Raw genomic sequence first — 20,184 nt, forward strand, 5'->3', positions numbered from 1 at the left:
GTAAAATAGACATGGACATGAATACTCCTTTGTAATTGGTTTCGACGCCTTAATTATAATGATATGAGTAAGCTCATGTCTATTTTTATACAATAAAATCCCGGTATGCCGGGGTTATTTTGTTATATTCATCTTTCAACCTTTAGTTATCATCTTAAAAAAGACGTGGGGGAATTCGATGAAGAATTTGAGGTTAATATTTTTTGCGGCAATGGCTAGTTGTGTGCTACTTTTGGTGGGCTGCAGCAATGGTGCAAATAAATCAGCTAGTGCCGATAAGCAGGATCTGACAGTTAGTTACAAGAATCATTTCGACAAGTCATCTGAAGATAATGAATCAACAGAAGAAGATGGGAATCAAGAATCATCACAAAAAACTGAGTACCATCGATCGAACAGTAAAAAATCGGGACATAAGACTTCAGCTCATACCTTGTGGAACGATGGCAAGGATCGGCAGTTAGAGGAGTTTATCAATAATTGGGCACCGAAGATGCATCAGACTTATGAGAAGTTCGATGGGGTAAATTCTTTGAGAAATTCAGTTGGGGCCGTATACCCCCAAGACTTATCTCGGACCACAGTTAATGGGGAAACCGCCGATTTGGGTTGGAGTAAAGATGGAAATGGCTCACATGATTATAATGTAGTTGCTATTTATAATTACAACAAAACCGTTCCACCATTCCCTGGTCGAATCACTTATTTATTCGCATTTCATAATGGACAACCAATAGCATTGGTCGATGAAAGTCGCGATGGAGGACCTCGAGCATTTGAAACTCAAAATCAAGACGTGAAGAATAATTTTGCTAGAATCGCCAATATGTAAGCCATACAAAAAGTCGACATAGTCGGCTTTTTAGTTTGAGCTTTAATATTCTATATACGGTTTAGGTATGGAACGGCTCAAGTAATCATCTCTATAAAAGTCGTAAATCATATTACAAATATCACGATTTTGCTCAGGGAATTTTTCGTGCTCAGTTCGAACAGATTTTTCCAAAATGACTTTTGAAGGATGCGATATTTTGTAGTCTTTGGAGTAACCCTTCAAGTAATATCCTTTCTGATAAGTTGCTACTCGACCGTCAAAGCCGACAACATCGCCTTTAGTTAAAATGCCTAGTCGATTAAATCCCAGGGTCAAATTTAACCAAATATGATCACTGATTAATTCGATTTTGTCTTCACCGATCAAATAAATTTCCGTCAGCAACAAAGTCGGCTTGGCGTGTTGCTTTTTCCAGTCACTATATTTAAAGCCATATTTCTCAAAGGTCCCACGGAATCGGTGTCGTTTGAGGGCACCGATTTTTTTCAGATTTTTTCGAGACATGATTTTCCTCGTCTTTTCCTAGAGTTGCAAGGTAGTTATAAATATAATTATATTTTTATTTGAAAACGACGCAGTTCAGGCATAAACTTAACGTATACATTAGGGGATATAGGGGGAAATTATGAAATTCAAACGAATTGAACTAGCCGTAACTGTTGCGGCACTTGGCTTGATTCTAACTGGATGTGGCGGCAACTCGAACCAATCCAGCTCACAATCAAAGCAGTCGACCACATCCGTCAGCAAGAAATCCGATTCCAACAAGGACAAACAAAGCAATGCCCTTTGGAATTCGAAAAAAGATGAAAAACTCAAAGATTTCATCAACGAATGGGCACCAACCATGCATCAAAATTACGACAAGTACAATGGTAAAAAGTCGATCGAAACATCAACAGGATTTACTTATCCAGACGACTTTTCCAAAGTAACAGTCGAAGGCACTCACGACTCGATCGGTTACAGCAAAGATGGAACTGGAAAATATGAATACAACGTCGTAGCAATCTATAACTATGTAGGAACACAACCACCTCTACCTAATCATATTACGTATTTTTTCGCCTTTCATAACGGCCAACCAGTTGCATTAGTCGATCAAAGCAGAGATGGAATGCCTAACTTGCATGAAACTGCTAATACAGATGTTAAGAGCACATTTGCTGAGATTGCTGCTGGGGATAGCACTTCTTATGCGGTTAGTAGTTCAACCTCAAATAGTACAACGTCTAATTCAAAATCTGAATCTAGGGCAAAATCAAATAGCAAGGAAGATCCACTCATTCAAGATCCAGTTCTGATTGGATATCTTCTTCGTGTTAAAGTACGCTACCATGGAGAAATAACTGCTGATCAAGGATTAGGAGTAATGCATAATCAAAGCGGTTATTGGATGGGAATAGGTACATCTGCATTCAATACTGGGTATTTAATTGAGGGAGATAAGGTAATCTTCTTGAAGCAAGACTTTAGTGGTGGTCAATCTGCTGCCGAGGCACCATATCTACATATTCCATATAGTATCCGTGATCTTCAAAATGAATATTATTCAACCCCTGCTCAAAAGAAACAGGTTGATCAAATTGTAAAACCAATGGATTCCATTTTAGAAGAAGACGATTAAATTTTTTGAAGAACAGCTGAGAGGCTGTTCTTTTTTTATAAATATATTCATATATGCGTTGCTTTCCCGACCTCACAATCCTAAACTTAAATCAGACTTTAGGGGGAAATATCATATTTAAGGGGATCCAAAATGAAAGCAAAGCATTTCAGTCTAGCAATCGTGCTAGCCTTATCAACCTTGGCACTAGCTGGTTGCGGAGGTCAAAACAATTCCACGCACCAAAACAACTCGGCAAAGAGTGAGAAAATGAGTCAGTCTAGCAATAAGAAATCCAAGGATTCATCCACAAAGAAGTCAGCAGCATTGTGGAATAATTCCAAAGAAAAAAAGCTTCAATCATACATGGAAGCCTTTTCGGGTTCAAGAAATATGGCATTAAATCAATACAACGGGAAAGGCAAGCTAGTAGCCTCAACGTCAGTAACCTACCCAGCAGCTTTTTCAAAGGCAAAAGTCAATGGCACCAAGGATACAATCGGTTGGAGCAAGCAAGGAAACGGTAAATATGATTACAACGTAGTAGCCATTTACGACTACGACAACGAAAAATCAGCCCTACCATCACACCAAACCTACTTCTTCGCCTTCAACAAGAAAAAGCCAGTCGTCCTGATCAGCAAAAGCCAAAGCTCCAAACCAGTAATTGAAAAGGACAATGAAGCACAACTACAAGGCGACTTCTCAAAAATCGCCAAGAACCAACCATATGAAAATCCAATGGTCGGAAATATGAAGAATTATCAACCAAAGGAAGACGACATCAAAAAACCAAGCGATGCCGACATCACCATGACTGATCCAAAATTAATTGGAATCATGACGTTTGCTTATACAAATCCAGGCTATGAACCAAATGATGAACATCCAGTATTTATGTACACCACAGATGATGGCCGATATGAAATCGATTTAGGAAATATGGCATCAGAAATGACATACAAACTAGAAGGAGACACAGTTCATTACTGGATTCACGATTTACAACCAGGAAAATCAATGGCAGAATCAGGCATGAAGGAAAGCACAGTAAGTCTCGAAGAATTAATTTCAAAATACTACACAACAGATGATCAAAAACAGCAAGTACAAAGAGCCGCTGACATTATCGAAGAACAGTAATAAGTTCAAAGAAAAATCTCATTCAGAAAAAGAATGAGATTTTTTGCATTCAAGGTCTTACTCTTCAGAATAGATCTGAGATAGACAAGTGCAAATTAGGAAGCACTAAAAGTGCCGATTTTACCATCAAAAATCGGTAAAACTCAAAAAAAAGGGAAATTGCTACACTATCTAGGTGGAAGGGCGGGGCGCTATATGGGTTCAGTAGCCAGATTATTCTTAGCGGTTTACCGCTTAGAATAAGACTCGTATTTGAAATGCCCGAGTGAACTTCTCGGGTAGTTCAAATCGATGTCGGCTACGTTCCAATCCCATATAGCGCCCCGCCCTGGAACCGGCAATGAACGTCCATCAAAACTATTACCACTATCCCAACCAAACCAAATCAAATCAAATAATCCCACAAGCAATTTCCTTGCAAACATCTTCAAAGCAATTGTTTGAATCATTATCTTTTTTGTTTTACCGTATCGTTGTGACTAAAAAATAGTTAATAATCACGTATACATTTTTATCCTAAAGGAGGATTTTTAATGGACGAAATTAGTGCTTCTAAAGCTGGAACTTTTGAATTTGATAAAGACTTCATCATCAACCGCTTAGGCTACGGCACGATGCAATTAACCGGTAACGGTGTTTGGGGTCCATATAAGGATCCTGACCAAGCAGTCGACTTGATCAAGAAATCATTTGACCTCGGTGTTAACTTTGTTGATACCGCTGATTCTTACGGTCCTTGGCATGCTGACACATACTTGGCCAAAGCTTTGAAGGAATATCCTGACTCTGATAAGATTTTTATCTCTGATAAAGTAGGTCAAGTTCGGACTGGCGAAAATGAATGGACACCAGTTGGTGCACCTGCTTTTTTGCGCCAAGAAGTTGAACTTTCACTTCGTCTCTTCGATCGTGATCACGAAGACTTGTTGTTCTTGCACAGAATCGACGACCACTATCCGATCGAAGACCAAATCGGTGAATTGAAGAAGTTGCAAGATGAAGGTAAGATCAAGCATATTGGTGTTAGCCAAGTTACACTGGATGAGTTAAAAGCCGCGCAAAAAGTTGCTAAGATCGATGCCGTGGAAAATATGTACAATGTTGGACATCACAAGGGTGACGATGCGATCGTCGACTATGCTGAAAAAGAAGGCATGGCCTTTCTACCATGGTTCCCACTCGATACGGGGAATTTGACGAAAGCCGACAGCCCATTAAACGACATTGCTAAAAAGTATAATGCATCTTCAGCTCAAATCGCTTTAGCATGGCTATTGAAACGTTCAAATAATATCATTCCGATCCCCGGAACTAGTTCAGAAGACCATTTGAAAGACAATCTCAACGCTGCCAATGTTGAATTGAGCGATGAAGATTTCGAAAAACTATCAGGGTTAGAAAAATAGCGAGGATTAAGTCATATCTGAAAAGATATGGCTTTTTTTGATGGCTTTATTCGATCGGAAGTAATTCTGAAATTTTCTGGCGTAATCTATTTATGAAGCTAAGGAGGAAATTATGCCGATCAAATACGTCGAAACCGATATTTTTCAGAGTCCAGCACAGGTCCTAGTTAATCCAGTTAATACCGTGGGTGCCATGGGAAAGGGATTAGCTTTAGAGTTTAAAAAACAGTATCCACAAATGTATCCAGACTATCGAAAATATTGTTTGGATGAAACGCTAACGGTGGGAAAATTATACTTATTTAAGTCCGAAGATAAGTGGATCTTAAATTTTCCGACGAAAAAAGATTGGCGAGAACCGTCTAAAATAGCCTATATCGAGCAAGGGTTGGATAAGTTTGTGGAAACTTACCAAGAAAAAGATGTTGAATCAATCTCTTTTCCACAATTAGGTGTCGGAAACGGTGGATTAAATTGGGAAGATGAAGTTAAGCCGTTGATGGAAAAATATTTAGCAGATTTGCCGATCACGGTGTTTGTACATATTTTTCCAAATAAAAAATGACCCTAAAATAAAGGGTCATTTCAAAAGTCTTAATAATCTTTCAATTGAGCTACCGTTTCAGCGATGTCGTCAGCTTGCATGATCTCACTGACCACGGCAACGCCGGCTATATTTATTCCTGAAAACTGTTTTACATTGTGGGTCTTGATGCCACCGATTGCTACGACTGGGATGTCGACGTAAGATATGATCTCTTTGAGTGTTTCCATCGAGGTCCGATAAGTTTTGACTTTGGTCGTTGTGGGGAAAATCGCCCCAACACCGAGATAATCAGCACCTTGTTTTTGTGCTTCGATCGCACGTTCGACTGATTTTGCAGAAACGCCTAAAAGCTTATCTGGTCCGAGCAATTTTCTGACTAGATCGACCGGAAGTTCATCATAACCGATATGAACTCCAGCTGCATCAACCGCTAGACAAATGTCGACTCGATCATCGATGATCAGTGGGATATCGTATCGGTCAGTGATCTTTTTGACGGCTTTTGCCAACCGAAAAATATCCTTAGTCGTGCCAGTTTTTTCTCGAAGTTGAACTAAAGTTACCCCTGACTGGCAGGCATTTTCTACGATGTCTAAAAATTGTTCATCCGAATAGTCGTAACGGGCGGTCACTAAGTACAATCGGTAGTCGATCATATTGAGCCACCTCGAACGTCGAGATACCATTCAGTTTGATTCATCAATAACGACAATTGATTGAGTGTTTCTTGACGGAAGTCGGCTAACCCTAAGGTCGTCTTCATGGCTTTTTCAGCACAAAGATTCAAGTAACTGACGGCGGTAATAGTAGCTTTGATTGGTTCAATTCCCGCTCCGATAATGCTTGTGATCATGGCACCGACGATGTCACCAGTTCCGGTAAAACGGTCTAGCTGCGTTGTGCCATTTTTCAAAAAGACGGAATACTTCTTCGAAACGATCAGATCTTTTTTACCAGTGGCCAGTAAGATGACATCTGGTTGGTTGGTAACGACTTCTTTCATGGCATTGATCAAGGAGTGAAGTGCGTTGTTGCTTTGGTCTTCTGCTAACGTATCAACTCCACGAGCACCACTCTTCAGACCACAAAAAGCCCGCATTTCTGAGATGTTTCCCTTAACAACGGTGGGGTGATATTCCATTAATTGATGTGCCAAGTCGTTACGGCCTTTGGCAGCAGCGACCCCAACCAAGTCGACGACAAACGGTGTCTTAGTTTCTTGTGCCATTTTGGCAGCCTCTAAAATAACGTTGTGTTCACCGTAAAAACGATGTCCCAGATTCAAAAATAAGCTATCGCTTTGTTTCATGAATTCAGGGAATTCTGGTATTTCATCAGCCATGACCGGTTTGGCATTAATGTAAAGGACCGCATTGGCGACCGATTCGACTGTGATGACATTAGTAATGCATTGAACTAGTGGTGATTTTGGTAAAGGTAATACGTCTTCGACAAATGGGTAAAAATAATTATTTGGGCTGTAAATTATCATTGATCAAGCCTCCAAATAATTTTTGTACACGTTTGAATGGACTAGTATTTTTCAACTTGAATAAAACGATGTAGGCGATGATCGAACCGGAAATGGCCCCACCGAAAAATCTTGGTGTGTATAAGAACCAGAACATGCCATTGCTTGAACCGGTGAACCAGACCATGACTGGGTAAGATAAGAGTGAACCGATCAAGCCGGTCCCGATGATCTCACCGAGGACGGCACCCCAGATTTTGCCGGTAAATTTATAACCTAAACCTGCTAAAAGTGCTCCAAAAAAGGCGCCTGTTAGAGCCAATGGTGGGATTCCCATCATCGTCATTCTGATCACCGCACAAACTAAAGCCATGATCGAAACGTAAAAAGGACCGAGCATCACCGCACCGATAACGTTTAAGACACTCGACATTGGTGCCATTCCTTCAATTCTGAAAATAGGTGATAAGACGACATCTAGGGCGATCATGATCGCTAACATCGTCATTTTTTGTACCCCTGAAGCATTTTTCATGTGTAAAACTCCCTCTAGCTTTTTTTTGAAAAAAGACCTGGGATGTCCACCAACAGAAAAAGCCCGCCGAAAAAATCGGTGGGCACAAAAATACCGTGTTCAAACGGTTCGCATTTTCCTTCGCCAGCGTTAACTGTTTCAGGTTCAATGGGTATATTCTCAGCTGTGTGCACCCCAAATGTCTCTATTCAAATGTGGTTTAAGTATAGCATTGATCAAGAGCTATATCATGACATTTTTTAACAAATATATTTATATCAAAGTGTTAAAATAATCACATAAACAGGAGGGGTTAGCATGAAAAAATTAACCATCAGTCTAACATTATTAATTGCACCATTACTTTTAGGAAGTCTTGGAACTGTCAACGCTGCTACAGCTAATACCGATGAAGCAACGACTCAAGTACCAGCAAAGACATGGACCGAAAAGACGACCGATCAAACTATCCATACTAAAGGCTTACTAGGTATGCCGGTTTATGATAAGAACGGTGTGATTCAAGAACGTCAATCAGTTGATGCAGATACGGATTATCACGTAACATCTATCCGCACGAACAATCGGACTGGTCAAATGTTTTATCAATTTGGTGACAACCAATACATCATTTCTGACGATGTTGTCGGTGAGACACCAGATTTAAATACTAGTTACGGTGAGTTAGTCGTCCACACGATCGATAATGCTAACATTCCTTTGTATGACGGCAATTTAAACGAAGTATCTAACGAGAAGCTTGCTGGTGACAGTCTTTGGTATACCAACAAACAGATCGATAACATGGACAACGGGGTTACTTACTATTTAGTTTCTACCGATAGATACGTCAGTTCTGAAGATATCGACCAAGTATCCGGCATTCAACAATAGACTTGCCTTCGAGTTCAGTCGAGGCTATATACTTGAGGTACTAATCAATTAGGAGGACTACCATGAAATATCGTCGTTTTGGTAATACTAATTTCAATGCCAGTGAGATATCACTAGGTATATGGCAACTCGGTTCTAAGTGGGGTGATCCCTTCTCAGAAAAAGATGCCTTAGCAACTCTGGAAGAAGCTTACGATCAAGGAGTCAACTTCTTTGATACGGCTGATGTCTACCAAGATGGCAAGAGCCAACAAGCTATCGCCAAATTCTTGAAGGGCAAACAGGATAAGGTTTTTGTTTCCACTAAAATCGGTCGTCGCCTTGATCCTCACGTTGCCAGTGGCTACACGCCGGAAAACTTGCGTAAGTTTGTTGAAGACTGTTTAACTAATTTAGACGTCGATGCACTCGACAACGTCTTATTGCATTGTCCACCAACGATTGTTTTTTATCGTCCGGAAGTATTTTTTGCGATGGACCCAATGAAAAAAGAAGGCTTGATCAAAAACTACGGTGTTTCCGTGGAAAAAATCGAAGAAGGTATCAAAGCTTTAGACTACGATATTTCTTCAGTCGAGATCATCTACAACATGTTCCGTTTACGCCCAGCAGAAAACTTTTTCCAAATGGCTAAAGCTCACGATGTCGGAATCATCGCCCGTGTGCCATTAGCTAGTGGTTTGTTAACTGGTAAGTACACCCTTGATACTAAGTTTGGTGCCCACGACCATCGAACAACGAATCGTCACGGTGAAGAATTCGATGCTGGAGAAACTTTCTCGGGAGTCGACTACGCAACTGGTGTCAAAGCAGCCGACGAATTGAAGAAACGTCTAGGTGCCGGAGACAAATTGGCAGCCATGGCCTTACGCTACATCTTAATGTCAGATGCAGTCAGCACAGTTATCCCAGGAGCATCAAAACCTGAACAGATCGAAAAAAATACCATCGCTTCCGACATGCCGGCCTTGACGCACGAACAAATGGGAATCGTAGCAGATGTTTACGATGAATACATTAAGAATCCGGTTCATTATAAATGGTAAAAATATATTCATTCTACTTTGGTAGGATGGATTTTTTTTTGCAGTACATTTTAATTTTTCGGCGTTTTGAGCAAATGTAATGCACTTTTAAGCAGTACATTTTAATTTTTCAGCGTTTTGAGCAAATGTAATGCACTTTTAAGCAGTACATTTTAATTTTTCGGCGTTTTGAGCAAATGTAATGAACTTTTAAGCAGCACATTTTAATTTTTCGGCGTTTTTGGCAAATGTAATGAGCTTTTAAGCAGCACATTTTAATTTTTCGGCGTTTTTGACAAATGTAATGCACTTTTAATCATCACATTTTGATTTTTTATCGTTTTTAGAAAATGTAGAATAATTTTTCGAATATATTCAGTTTTTCTCATGCTAGTATAAGCGTAATATTTTTGTGATAACACCCGCGATGAGATAGGCAAAACCACCAAGTCGTCACTTGCTGGCCTGCAATTAGAGTATGTTTTCAAGAGGCAGACATCACCGTGTCCGACTTTGCATACTTTAAAGTTTTTCACAATAGTTAAAAACACTGATCCTATCCAAGATCAGTGCTTTTTTTGATGGCTTTGTAACCAGCTAATGAGAATTGGTTCAGCAGCTGCAATTCTCGATACCATTCGTCATCTTTGACGAATTTGTGGCGCTTGTTGATGGCAAATGATCCGTGGATAACGTAGTTGAACAAGACGTCGGCATCCGCATTTGAGAGTCCGGTCTGGCGCTGGATTGAAGGGACTACTCGGGGGCGTTCGTGTTTGATAATTTTGCCAATGATATACTCGCTCAAGGCGGGGTCTAGTAAGAGTTGTTGATATTTCGATGAGTTGCCGACTCTTTGGCAAGCTGGTAAGAGTGATTCATTGGATTTTAGCATGTCGATATTAACGGCATCTTCGTCAGATATAACAAGATTGCTCTCGTTATCGAAGGCAAAAATATCAGATAAAATGTCATCTAAGACGTCGGTCAAATTATTAAAGTGCAAGTAAAAAGTCGAGCGAGTGATCTCGGCTTTTTTGCATAGGGAAGTGACGGTCATTTGGCTGTAGGTTGTTTCGTTGATCAACTCTAAAAAGGCATCTTTGATGACGTTGATTGTGTAGGTTGTACGGCGGTCAGTTTTACGGTCCATAAAAATCTCCTAGACAGTTTTTGCAAAGTGTCCATCAATCGGTCAATTTGGGAAAACTGTTATTAAGTTTCACTTTATTTTTTAGTATCTTCAAAGAAGTCCGATACAGGTTGTAGTCCATTGTACAACTTGTTCAAAAATAATGAAACAGAGGAGTTTGCTGATGACATCTATCAAACAAGCACAAGAAATGATAAAAAACAGTCCAGCAATTTTGATCAGTGCTAGTAATGGCTTGTCGATTGCCGAAGGATATAACATTTTTGCCGATGATGAAAATTTTCGGAAATATTTCAATGAATTTAAAGCCCTATATGGGATCAACGGTTTGATCCAAGGTGTTTTCGCTCAAATTCCTGAAGCAGATCACAACGTATTTATGAGTAAAGTTCGTCAATATTTGATCGATGACTATCAGCCAACATCGGTTTTTGCCGATTTGAAAGAACTAGTTTCTGGCAAAGACTACTTCGTGGTCACATCTAATGCTGACACGCATTTTCAAATGAACGGCTTTGACGAAGATAAAATTTTTGAAGTTGAAGGTAATTTTGACGGGTTGGAGATGAAGTCTTCCACCTGGGAAAAACAGCAGGAACGTTTTGAAAAATTTGTGGCTGATCATAAAAATGACAACGTATTGCAACTGGAATTAGGTATTGGTGCCCGCAATCAGATGATCAAAGGTCCACTGATGAAATTAGTTGCCGACAATCCAGAGTGGCAATATTTAACGATGAATATGCCTCAAGAAATCAACGTTTTACCTGATATTGAGGATCGAGCAGCCACTTTGACAGGTGACATTGGAGCAAACTTTCAACAATTACTTTTGGAGGTCAAATAATGGAACAATCAGTCTATGAAAAATTAGTCATGCAAACACAAATGAACTATCAAAACTACTTTGAGGCATATGCGAGAAAGTCGACACCAGTCAAATTGACGGAAAAAGAACCTTTACCTTACGATGAGCAAATCAAGATCTTCGCTCAAAAAGTCGAACAAGCTGAGCACATCATTGTCGGATCAGCTTCCGGATTATCCGCTGCTGGTGGTGGTGATTTTTATTATGAAAATAACGATTCTTTCAAAAAATATTTTGGTCCCTTTGCTGAAAAATATAAGATGCCAGGAGCTTTTGCGGGGATGTCATATCCGTTTGAAACTCGTGAAGAATTTTGGGGATATTTAGCAACTTTCTTATACACGACTCAACACGCTGAGATCCGTTCGCCATACAAGGACTTGCAAGCAATCTTGCAGCACAAGGATTATTTCATTGTGACGACTAACCAAGATACTCAAGCTATCAAGGCTTTCCCTGAGGATAAGGTAGCCGAGATCCAAGGCGACCACCGCTATTTCCAATGCTCACAACGTTGTACCGATGAAGTATATGACGCCGTTGGACCAGTAGCTGCAATGAAAGAAGCGATGGGTGATGGAACTAAGGTGCCAACAGAGTTGATCCCTAAATGTCCTCACTGTGGTGCAGAGATGTTCCCTTGGGTCCGTGGCTACGGAACTTTCCTTGAAGGAACTAAGTATCATGAAGAATACAACAAGATCTCAAACGATTTGATCCAACACTCAAATCACGACAGATTATTATTCCTTGAACTCGGTGTTGGTCGTTTGACACCAATGTTCATCCAAGAACCATTTTGGGCTTTGACGACCTCATTCCCAGGTGCCTATGACATCATGATCAATCGTGATTACCAATTCTTGCCTGAACAAATCGAAGACAAGGGTCAAGCTATTAAAGCTGACCTTGGTCAAGCATTGCACGATGTCCGTGTTGAATTAGGAAGATAGCAAAAACCTCGTAGTGACTAACTAAAGTCACCGCGAGGTTTTTTTATGTTCTTTAAATGTCTTTAACGTAAAAACCGTCCATTGCACCACTGTGGTGGCTTTGTTTAATAGGACCGTCGAGTCGTGTGAAACCGGCTTTTGGGTAAATGTGAATGGCAGCTTTTAAGTTATGATGCGTTTCGATGTAAAGCTTTTTGTAGCCAGCTTCTTTGGCGTGCTTTTCCACCGTATCGATCAATCGGTAGCTCAAGCCATGTCCGGTGGCAGATTTGTCTAAGTATAATTTTTGCAGTTCAGCGATCCCAGCATCCAGATCAAATTCAGCAAAACCAGCACCACCAACAACTTGACCGTCATCATCAACAACCACGAAATAGCCACGTTGAGGGTTGTCATCGTAAAAATCATTCAGAGTATCCAAGTTGTCATCAAAATAAGCTGTCCCAGGAATATCGAGATGAGCCTCTTTTAAATCAGTCTGCAAAATATGCTTGATAGTTTGATTGTCGCTTTTTTGAATAGGTCTAATGATCATGATCTGCCTCCAGGAAATAATGCCATATTTTAGCATATTTTGGGAAAATTGACTGAAATTAGGATCCGTGGTACTTTCGTATTAATAAATTTTTGGAGGAACCGCTTGATGATTGCTTAAGACTAAGGATCAACGGTATTACCGCAGAAGGTATCGCAAGATACTAATCCTTGTGCAGGCACACTGCAATTTTTTGTATTCTGCAAAACAATTCAGGAGAATACAATGACAGAAAAAATAGATTTTACATTAAGAAACGAAACTGTTGCTGACTATGCAGAGACAGAGAACATGACTCGAGAGGCATTTTGGAACCAATTTGCCCCTGGTTGTGCGGAACATTATTTATTGCATCAAATCAGAAACATCGATGCTTTTGTTCCAGAGCTCGATTTTATAGCGGAACATCGTGGCCAAATTATCGGGAATGCTGTTTACACAAAAAGTATCATTAAGACCGATAACGGCGAAGAAGTTTCCGTACTTTGTTTGGGACCGATCGGCGTTTTGCCGAAGTATCAAGGCCAAGGCATTGGCACAGCCTTGATCAAGCATACGCAACAAATTGCTTATCAGATGGGTTATCGTGCTATTTTTATTTTTGGTGACCCCAATTTTTATAAGAGAGTTGGCTTTGTCCCCGCTGAAAAATATCAAATTAGAACGAGTGATAATGTCTTCGCCACAGCACATCAGGTTTTGCCACTTGATGAGACGTTTCTATTAGATAAATCAGGCCAATATTTTGAAGACCCACGATTTACAATCGATGAAGTTGCCACCGAGAAATTCGACCAGCAATTTCCACCGAAAGAAAAAATCGTTGGGATCAAGTCGCAACCTATATTTAACAAGTTGATCACGATGACCAAAGAATATCACGGCTAGAAAAAGCAGTCTGGAATAATTTTCCAGGCTGTTTTTTTATGCAAAAATCCACGCTCGATGGCTACTATTTTGAGCAAGACTAATACCTCTGTGAACCCCGTCACAATAGGCCTGAGAGCCCGAAAATATTTTTTAAAAAAGTAGTGTTTTTTACCCATTACATGTTATATAATTAGCTTCTATATTTTATATGTACGAGGGAAAGTATTATGTTAAGAACTAGACTTGCTACTACAGCAGACGCGCAAAGACTTTTGGAAATTTACGCGCCATACGTCCTGGATACGAGCATTACTTTTGAATATGAAGTACCAACAGTATCCGAATTTGAGAATCGCATTGCGACTACTTTGAAAGATTATCCGTACATCGTCGCTGAAACGGAAGAGGGGACCGTCGTAGGATATGCTTATGCACATCGAATGCGCGAGCGCAAAGCCTACGATTGGACAGTCGAAGAAAGCATCTATGTTGACCAAAAGGCCCGAGGATTGGGAGCTGGCAAGAAATTGTACGCCGCTCTAGAAAAGGAGTTGGCGAGGCAAAACGTCGTCAACCTTGCTGTTTGCGTAACCGAGAAGAATCAAAACAGCATTGAATTCCACGAACATCTAGGCTACGAACAAACGGGCAGATTCATCGACTTTGGCTATAAGTTTGGCGAATGGTACGATGTCGTTTGGCTTCAAAAACGCTTGGGAGACCCGGAGCATCCGGGTGCTTTTATTCCTTATAGCAAATTACCTGAAAATTACATTCAAGAAGCTATGTAAAAATCCTTATTGGTTTATGACCAGTAAGGATTTTTTAATCGGATTTAGCATACGTCATACGTATGCTTCCATAGCTTTAAAGTAATTTTTTTATCAAAACGCAGGCCTTATACTAGATTCATCGAAAGCAATAAAGGAGATTCTTAATGATAAATACAAACATTCCCACATTTAAATTAAACGACGGTACAGAAATCCCATCATTCGGATTCGGAGTTTTCCAGATCCCAGCTGATGGCACAACTTATCAAGCAGTTAGCGATGCCCTCAAGCTAGGCTATCGTCACATCGACACTGCTGTGGTCTACTTCAACGAACAAGAAGTCGGCAAGGCTATCAAAGACAGCGGCATTCCTCGTGAGCAAATTTGGGTGACTTCAAAATTATGGTTACAAGATTTCGCCTATGAAGATGCGAAAAAAGCCATCGACACTTCACTGCAAAAACTCGGCTTAGACTATATGGATCTTTACTTGATCCACCAGCCTTATGGCAAAGTTGATGAAGCTTGGAAAGCTATGGAAGAAGCTAAAAAAGCTGGCAAAATCCGCTCAATTGGTGTTTCAAATATGACACCTAAGATCTGGAATAAGTTCGTGCCAAGCTTCGACACCATGCCAAGTGTCAACCAAGTTCAATACAACCCATACTTCCAACAAAAGGAATTGCGCAAGTTGATAGCTGAAAATCACGTCACACTTGAAGCCTGAGGTCCATTAGGCCAAGGTGATAAAGACTTGTTCAACGAAACAATCTTGAAAGACATGGCTGCTAAATATGGCAAAGATGTCGGTCAAGTTATCCTACGTTTTGAACACCAGGAAGGCATCATCGTCTTCCCTAAGTCAGTTCACGAAGCAAGAATCGAATCGAATAAAGATATTTTTGACTTTGAATTAACATCAGACGAAATGGATGCTATCCGTGTACTGGATAAAAACGGTGCAGGAATGCATGATCCAGATGCTGACGGTGTGCAAGATATGTTGTTGAACGCTTTTGATGTTCATGCTAATGACTAGAATTTTTATCCTTATCAGAAATGGTAGGGATTTTTTTGTGTCTCGAAATGCTTCAAATATAAAAAAGCTATCATCTCATTGTGGTTGAGATAATAGCTTTATTTTAAGCCTAGGCAGAGCTTATAATATAACTGAATTAATTATTGGGGGGTTCTTATATGAAAGGGTTAAAAAAAATTCTTATATCTATGTGTTTGTGTCTTGGCCTGGTTCCGGTCTCAGTTCCAAGTATTCCAGCCCAAGCTAGGGTGCTAACTGATGATGAAGGAGATCAAATAGATGTTCCTGATGATTATTTTTTGGATGATAAAGTTATTAGGGAGACTAAATTATGGATCAAATACGCATTACCTTCATTTCAAAATTGGGTGAAAAATCCAGATACTAAAATGTCAGATATATCTTCGATTGTCTCAAAGTTTTACCCTGATTTAACTACCTTTAATAAATTTATTGATGCCTATGCCGATAGTTACAAGAATGGTACTAATGCTTTTTATAAGGAAAACTTGAAACGATATTATACATCATTAGCCTTTAGCCCTGACGTCGTCAATGAAATGGCTGATAGTCTAGATGATGGTAATATTCACTTTTTTACATCCAGCATATATGGAAGCATTGTTAAGCCAAAGGATATTACAGTATACAATGCCACTAAGAACAATAGAGTAAATGACGCATTAAAAATATCAATTAATGAATGGAAGAAAGATCAACGATTCCATTTTAGAATCGTTGATAATCCTCAAGAAGCCCGTATCATTTTAACGGATACAAATTTGAATCCTGAATTTGAAAAGAATTTTGAAAAAAATATTAATGCGACATTTGTACCAACGCAAGTTTATAATGAAGTACTACTAAAGGGATATATTGTATTGTCGCCTGACATAGAAAAAGATTCAACAAGTGATACTAAATTAACCCATGATGTCATGCATGAAGTTGGTCACGTCATCGGTCGTCGAGATATAGTTTGATGAAGAAGGATCAATCTGATGAAGGGAATTCATGATTGATTCTTTTTCGTCTTCAGTGTAGGAATTTAAAATACTGTCAACGTATTCCTGGTTTTGCACTTTTTCTCCCACGTTATTAATATTGTCTGATAATTTTTGATCGTAGGCCTTATTCCATTCAATGTTTTCATCAACTTCACTATTAGTGACGTGAGTTTGATTATTATCTTTATAATACATAACGTCATCAGATGGAGTTTGGGAGTGGTCAATGTATTGAGAGCCATCTTGCAATAATTCATCATACGTATAATTTTGTGGATATTTTCCATAAAATGTTCCCAGAAATTGATCATAGTAATTTCCATTTTTCAAAATTATGTAGTGATGTTGAGTACGAAGATCATTTTTTGAACTATCATTTGTGGTTTCATCATGTGTTGGATCAGAAGTGTTATTCAAAACGTCTTTATTATGATTACGGATATCTAAGGTGTTGTAATCTTTATCATTTTCATGGTTATTGAGTTGAGTATATGTTTTTCCGGTGTTGTTATCCACGTAAAGCCCATTTTGATTTTTAATGAATGTCATTGATTGAGTATCAATTGAATTGCCTATCGGTTGTACTGCTAAACGAGTATTAGATTGTTGCAGGCTTGCATTGAAATACTTGTATTCCGGATAAACGGCACCATTAGCTTGTGTACGATATAAATAAACCCCATCAGAACCATAAGGATGGATAGCAATGATTCGATCAGGATTTTTCGTATCCTGGAGGAAGATGTTGCTATCCTTTTTGTTTGGTCCTTTGTGGTCTTTCTTGGGTGATTTCTGACTTTTGGTTGATTTAGTATTGGTAGTCTCAACCTTCGGATCGTCACCACCGACCCCAATATTGGTGTAGCTTTTGTACGAAGTGTAGGCTGCTAATAATACGACGATCACTAATCCCCCGATTATGATCGATAATCCTGTGCGTTTCTTTTTCATATTTATCCCCTATAACATATTAAAAATATTATATTCAAAGACAATTATAGTTGTTAAAACGGGCGATGCTAACCCCAAATCAATTGTTTATTTAAAAACGTCAGATTTTTTGAAGTTAAAATTTTGATAGGCCTTTTTTAAAAAAGTTGGTACGTGTGCATATTGAAACTCGGCCAGCTTTTTTATTTGGTCTGAGTTGCCGTTTTGAATCCATTCTTTGAACAGTCCCATCATGCCGTATGAGTGATGTTTGATTTCAGCTAGTTGATCACTGGTGACTGGTTCTTGGTAAAAAGCTTCAATGGATTCTACGGCTGTTTTGACATTGAAACTTTGGATGTATTGGTCGATGGAATTTTGTGATCTTTCGGTATAAGTCTTTTGGTAAAAATTTCGATGCTTGTACATATCAGTCAAATTTTCAGAGATGCTTTCAATTGAATACTGTTGGGGTTCATCAACATAGGTGTTGGAGAAGTCGTACAAAAATTTCCAAGCGACTAATTCGTATTTATCATGAAAGTGATAGTAAAACGACTGTGGGATGGTACCGGCTCTGCGACTCAATTCGACAACGCGGACCTTATCCATTGGCATAGTCTGTAACATTTCTTCGAGTGTTTGGGCAAAAAGTAGTTTAGTTTGATTTTTTAGTGACATGATTGCTCCTTATTTGATAAATAATCAATAATGTCTATTTTTTATACATTTTAGCATTTTTATCTAAGGTAATTAAGCCAAACTGCCATTATAGTAGAACAACAGATACAGAGGAGGTACGATGTATGAACATTATGGTGACAGGCGCTAACGGTGGATACGGAAGTTATGCAATCGACTATTTGAAAAAATTTGCTCCCGATGCAAATATTTTTGGCTTAGTCCGAAACGAGGCTAAAGGAGTAGCCTTAAAGGAAAAAGGTATCAATGTACGAATTGGTGATTTTTCGGATAAGGCTTCGCTAATTGAAGCTTTCAAAGGAATCGACCGACTTTTGTTCGTGTCTGTTTCAATCCCAGGAATTCAAAAAAATGTCGTAGACGCTGCGGTTGAGGATGGAATCAAATTCATCTCCTATACTAGTATTTTTCAACCTGCACTCGATCGCTTTGGTTTGGAGATCAACCACAAGCAAACAGAAAACTGGATCAATGAGTCAGGTATCAAACACGTCTTTTTGCGGAATAGCTGGTATGCTGAACTAAATCAAGCAGTATTTGATTACGCTCAAAAAACTGGCAAGTTTGCTTATTTTGCTGATCAAGGAAAGCTTTCGTTTGCCTTGAAACGTGAATACGCTGAAGCAGGTGCTCGAGTGATCGTTGATGGATATGATCAGGAAGTGTTAAACCTAGCAGGGAAGGCTCGTAGTTATGCAGAAATAGCTGTTGGTACGGAAGAAGCAGTGGGAAAAGACTTAGACATCGAAATAACTACTGCTAATAATTTTGTGCCAACCCTTGTGGCTGCAGGAATTTCTCCTAATTGGGCTGGAGTTTCGCAAACTTATCAGGAACATACACTGGACTTAGACAATGGTGAAGATAATGCTGATCCAACTGAATTTGAAAAAGTCTTAGGTCATCCGCTGGCTAATATGGAAGAAATTGCTCGTGAGTTGATGAGTAAATAATATTTTAAAAGCAAAAAATCTCTGACGAACAAGGTTAATACCTCATTTAGTCAGAGACTTTGTTTTCCCAAGCTGAAGTCATTTTCTCTGCGATCGGAGAGATGACTTTTTTGTTTGCCTTCAAATAGGTGGCGTAAAAATCGATCGAGCTGAATTCACCTGTGATCGGTATTTCTACTTCATCACTATCAGCTCTTTTGCGGTCAGGGTCGATCTGGGACATGTTGGTGCTGAAGTAAGGGAAGTCAGAATATTTGGTGATCTCGGTGAAGGCTTCGTATTGATTTTGGTATAAAAATTTTGCATCAGGGATGTTGTCCTCAGCGTTTTTCTTCCAGACGCCGATGTCGGATAAGACGATGAAGCTGAAGCCTTTCAGGTCCTTGAATGTTACGGATTTTTTGTTGGCCAAGTAGGTGAACTTGTTGAGATTGACAGACAGTTTTTCCGTCCCGATGTATCGCGATTCGACCTCGTCAGTTTGGATTTCTTGATTTGTGATTATCATTGAAAAATCATTAGTTTGGAGCTTGTTCAAAGCTACTTCTGGTTCCAACAAAGTTTTGTTGATATCGATTTGTTGAGGTAAGTCCGATAGGATCGATTTGAGTAAGATCACTGGACCGGGTGCGACTGATGCTACTGTAATGTGGTGTTGGTTGTAGTCGTATTTTTGAACGGCTTCGATCATGTCCTGATTGAGGGCCAAAACTTTTTGGGCTTGTTCGGCTGCTAATTCGCCAGTTTTAGTAAGGCTGATCTTGTTGGGCTTTCGGTCGAAAATTTGTACACCGAATTCCTCTTCGATTTTTTGCATGCCCCGAGTTACGGTCGGTTGGGTGATCCTTAAATGTTCCGCCGTGGCTGCTAAGGTGCCGTACTTTTTAAAAGTTACGAGTTCTTCTAAGAGATAATTGTCGATCAAAATTACACCTCCAGTATACGTTGGATGCATAGTA

At 39.5% G+C, this 20,184-nt stretch carries 23 protein-coding genes, 1 pseudogene and 1 riboswitch; of the genes and pseudogenes, 14 read left to right on the top strand and 10 right to left on the bottom strand.

What is annotated here, in order from left to right; all coding sequences use genetic code 11:
* Positions 1-178: 178 nt before the first annotated feature.
* Complete coding sequence (locus tag EKM69_RS07720) at positions 179-832, top strand: DUF4767 domain-containing protein (RefSeq protein ID WP_225423866.1); 654 nt, start codon at positions 179-181, stop codon at positions 830-832.
* A 42-nt stretch (positions 833-874) separates the two neighbouring features.
* Here EKM69_RS07720 and EKM69_RS07725 read toward each other — a convergent pair whose 3' ends face one another.
* Entirely contained in the window at positions 875-1,339 is a 465-nt protein-coding gene (locus EKM69_RS07725; protein WP_125709828.1) for a hypothetical protein, read from the bottom strand.
* Positions 1,340-1,460: 121 nt separating this feature from the next.
* Between EKM69_RS07725 and EKM69_RS07730 the strand changes: the two genes are divergently transcribed.
* Complete coding sequence (locus EKM69_RS07730; RefSeq protein WP_125709830.1) at positions 1,461-2,462, top strand: Lreu_0056 family protein; 1,002 nt, start codon at positions 1,461-1,463, stop codon at positions 2,460-2,462.
* A 132-nt stretch (positions 2,463-2,594) separates the two neighbouring features.
* Positions 2,595-3,584 (top strand): Lreu_0056 family protein, encoded by a 990-nt coding sequence (locus tag EKM69_RS07735; protein WP_125709832.1) that lies wholly within the window; start codon positions 2,595-2,597, stop codon positions 3,582-3,584.
* A gap of 227 nt (positions 3,585-3,811) precedes the next feature.
* On the opposite strand, the gene EKM69_RS07740 is transcribed toward EKM69_RS07735, so the two are convergent.
* Entirely contained in the window at positions 3,812-4,033 is a 222-nt protein-coding gene (locus tag EKM69_RS07740; RefSeq protein ID WP_125709834.1) for a hypothetical protein, read from the bottom strand.
* A gap of 84 nt (positions 4,034-4,117) precedes the next feature.
* On the opposite strand from EKM69_RS07740, the gene EKM69_RS07745 reads away from it, so the two are divergent.
* Both EKM69_RS07745 and EKM69_RS07750 read left to right on the top strand, forming a co-directional pair.
* Positions 4,118-4,990, top strand: a complete 873-nt coding sequence (locus EKM69_RS07745) for an aldo/keto reductase (RefSeq protein ID WP_125709836.1) — start codon at positions 4,118-4,120, stop codon at positions 4,988-4,990.
* A gap of 112 nt (positions 4,991-5,102) precedes the next feature.
* On the top strand, positions 5,103-5,555 hold the full coding sequence (locus EKM69_RS07750; protein WP_125709838.1) for a macro domain-containing protein: 453 nt from the start codon (positions 5,103-5,105) through the stop codon (positions 5,553-5,555).
* Positions 5,556-5,584: 29 nt separating this feature from the next.
* Here EKM69_RS07750 and thiE read toward each other — a convergent pair whose 3' ends face one another.
* Genes thiE through thiW form a run of 3 tightly spaced genes read right to left on the bottom strand, consistent with a single transcriptional unit; the run spans position 5,585 to position 7,543 of the window.
* Positions 5,585-6,193 carry a thiamine phosphate synthase gene (gene thiE / locus EKM69_RS07755; protein WP_125709840.1) on the bottom strand — a complete coding sequence of 203 codons (609 nt, stop codon included), beginning with the start codon at positions 6,191-6,193 and terminating at the stop codon, positions 5,585-5,587.
* Positions 6,190-7,029, bottom strand: a complete 840-nt coding sequence (locus EKM69_RS07760; RefSeq protein WP_125709842.1) for a hydroxyethylthiazole kinase — start codon at positions 7,027-7,029, stop codon at positions 6,190-6,192. Before EKM69_RS07760 ends, thiE begins: the two co-directional genes overlap by 4 nt.
* Entirely contained in the window at positions 7,007-7,543 is a 537-nt protein-coding gene (gene thiW, locus EKM69_RS07765) for an energy coupling factor transporter S component ThiW (RefSeq protein WP_125709844.1), read from the bottom strand. Before thiW ends, EKM69_RS07760 begins: the two co-directional genes overlap by 23 nt.
* Positions 7,544-7,641: 98 nt before the next feature.
* Positions 7,642-7,730: riboswitch (TPP riboswitch) on the bottom strand.
* A 110-nt stretch (positions 7,731-7,840) separates the two neighbouring features.
* Here thiW and EKM69_RS07770 point away from each other — a divergent pair.
* The gene (locus EKM69_RS07770) at positions 7,841-8,416 is read left to right on the top strand and encodes an SLAP domain-containing protein (RefSeq protein WP_125709846.1); all 576 of its coding nucleotides are present in this window, start codon (positions 7,841-7,843) and stop codon (positions 8,414-8,416) included.
* 62 nt (positions 8,417-8,478) lie between these two features.
* Entirely contained in the window at positions 8,479-9,462 is a 984-nt protein-coding gene (locus EKM69_RS07775) for an aldo/keto reductase (protein ID WP_125709848.1), read from the top strand.
* Between the two features lie 535 nt (positions 9,463-9,997).
* Here the strand turns inward: EKM69_RS07775 and EKM69_RS07780 are convergent.
* Entirely contained in the window at positions 9,998-10,594 is a 597-nt protein-coding gene (locus EKM69_RS07780) for a TetR/AcrR family transcriptional regulator (protein ID WP_125709849.1), read from the bottom strand.
* Between the two features lie 163 nt (positions 10,595-10,757).
* Here EKM69_RS07780 and EKM69_RS07785 point away from each other — a divergent pair, with 163 nt between their 5' ends.
* Together EKM69_RS07785 and EKM69_RS07790 are read left to right on the top strand one after the other, a co-directional pair.
* Positions 10,758-11,441: an SIR2 family NAD-dependent protein deacylase gene (locus EKM69_RS07785; protein ID WP_125709851.1), complete on the top strand. Its 684-nt coding sequence runs from the start codon at positions 10,758-10,760 to the stop codon at positions 11,439-11,441.
* Positions 11,441-12,415 carry an SIR2 family NAD-dependent protein deacylase gene (locus EKM69_RS07790; protein WP_191988689.1) on the top strand — a complete coding sequence of 325 codons (975 nt, stop codon included), beginning with the start codon at positions 11,441-11,443 and terminating at the stop codon, positions 12,413-12,415. The genes EKM69_RS07785 and EKM69_RS07790 overlap by 1 nt, the downstream gene beginning before the upstream one ends.
* 52 nt (positions 12,416-12,467) lie before the next feature.
* Here the strand turns inward: EKM69_RS07790 and EKM69_RS07795 are convergent, their stop codons facing one another.
* Positions 12,468-12,950, bottom strand: a complete 483-nt coding sequence (locus tag EKM69_RS07795; protein ID WP_191988690.1) for a GNAT family N-acetyltransferase — start codon at positions 12,948-12,950, stop codon at positions 12,468-12,470.
* Between the two features lie 225 nt (positions 12,951-13,175).
* Between EKM69_RS07795 and EKM69_RS07800 the strand changes: the two genes are divergently transcribed.
* From EKM69_RS07800 to EKM69_RS07815, 4 genes and pseudogenes are all read left to right on the top strand, one after another.
* On the top strand, positions 13,176-13,838 hold the full coding sequence (locus tag EKM69_RS07800; RefSeq protein WP_225423867.1) for a GNAT family N-acetyltransferase: 663 nt from the start codon (positions 13,176-13,178) through the stop codon (positions 13,836-13,838).
* Positions 13,839-14,047: 209 nt separating this feature from the next.
* Positions 14,048-14,611 carry a GNAT family N-acetyltransferase gene (locus EKM69_RS07805; protein ID WP_125709855.1) on the top strand — a complete coding sequence of 188 codons (564 nt, stop codon included), beginning with the start codon at positions 14,048-14,050 and terminating at the stop codon, positions 14,609-14,611.
* 146 nt (positions 14,612-14,757) lie between these two features.
* Positions 14,758-15,633 (top strand): annotated as a pseudogene (locus tag EKM69_RS07810) (aldo/keto reductase).
* A 158-nt stretch (positions 15,634-15,791) separates the two neighbouring features.
* Entirely contained in the window at positions 15,792-16,616 is an 825-nt protein-coding gene (locus tag EKM69_RS07815; RefSeq protein ID WP_125709857.1) for a zinc metalloprotease, read from the top strand.
* On the opposite strand, the gene EKM69_RS07820 is transcribed toward EKM69_RS07815, so the two are convergent.
* Together EKM69_RS07820 and EKM69_RS07825 are read right to left on the bottom strand one after the other, a co-directional pair.
* Positions 16,557-17,591, bottom strand: a complete 1,035-nt coding sequence (locus EKM69_RS07820; RefSeq protein ID WP_125709859.1) for a hypothetical protein — start codon at positions 17,589-17,591, stop codon at positions 16,557-16,559. The two genes, EKM69_RS07815 and EKM69_RS07820, sit on opposite strands and share 60 nt — an antisense overlap.
* Positions 17,592-17,678: 87 nt before the next feature.
* The gene (locus EKM69_RS07825) at positions 17,679-18,251 is read right to left on the bottom strand and encodes a TetR/AcrR family transcriptional regulator C-terminal domain-containing protein (RefSeq protein ID WP_125709861.1); all 573 of its coding nucleotides are present in this window, start codon (positions 18,249-18,251) and stop codon (positions 17,679-17,681) included.
* Between the two features lie 125 nt (positions 18,252-18,376).
* Between EKM69_RS07825 and EKM69_RS07830 the strand changes: the two genes are divergently transcribed.
* Entirely contained in the window at positions 18,377-19,225 is an 849-nt protein-coding gene (locus EKM69_RS07830) for an NmrA family NAD(P)-binding protein (protein WP_125709863.1), read from the top strand.
* A gap of 46 nt (positions 19,226-19,271) precedes the next feature.
* On the opposite strand, the gene EKM69_RS07835 is transcribed toward EKM69_RS07830, so the two are convergent.
* Positions 19,272-20,150, bottom strand: coding sequence for a LysR family transcriptional regulator (locus tag EKM69_RS07835; protein ID WP_125709865.1), 879 nt, complete (start codon positions 20,148-20,150; stop codon positions 19,272-19,274).
* Positions 20,151-20,184 lie beyond the last annotated feature (34 nt).

Source organism: Companilactobacillus zhongbaensis (genome assembly GCF_003946515.1).
Taxonomy (GTDB): Bacteria; Bacillota; Bacilli; order Lactobacillales; family Lactobacillaceae; genus Companilactobacillus; species Companilactobacillus zhongbaensis.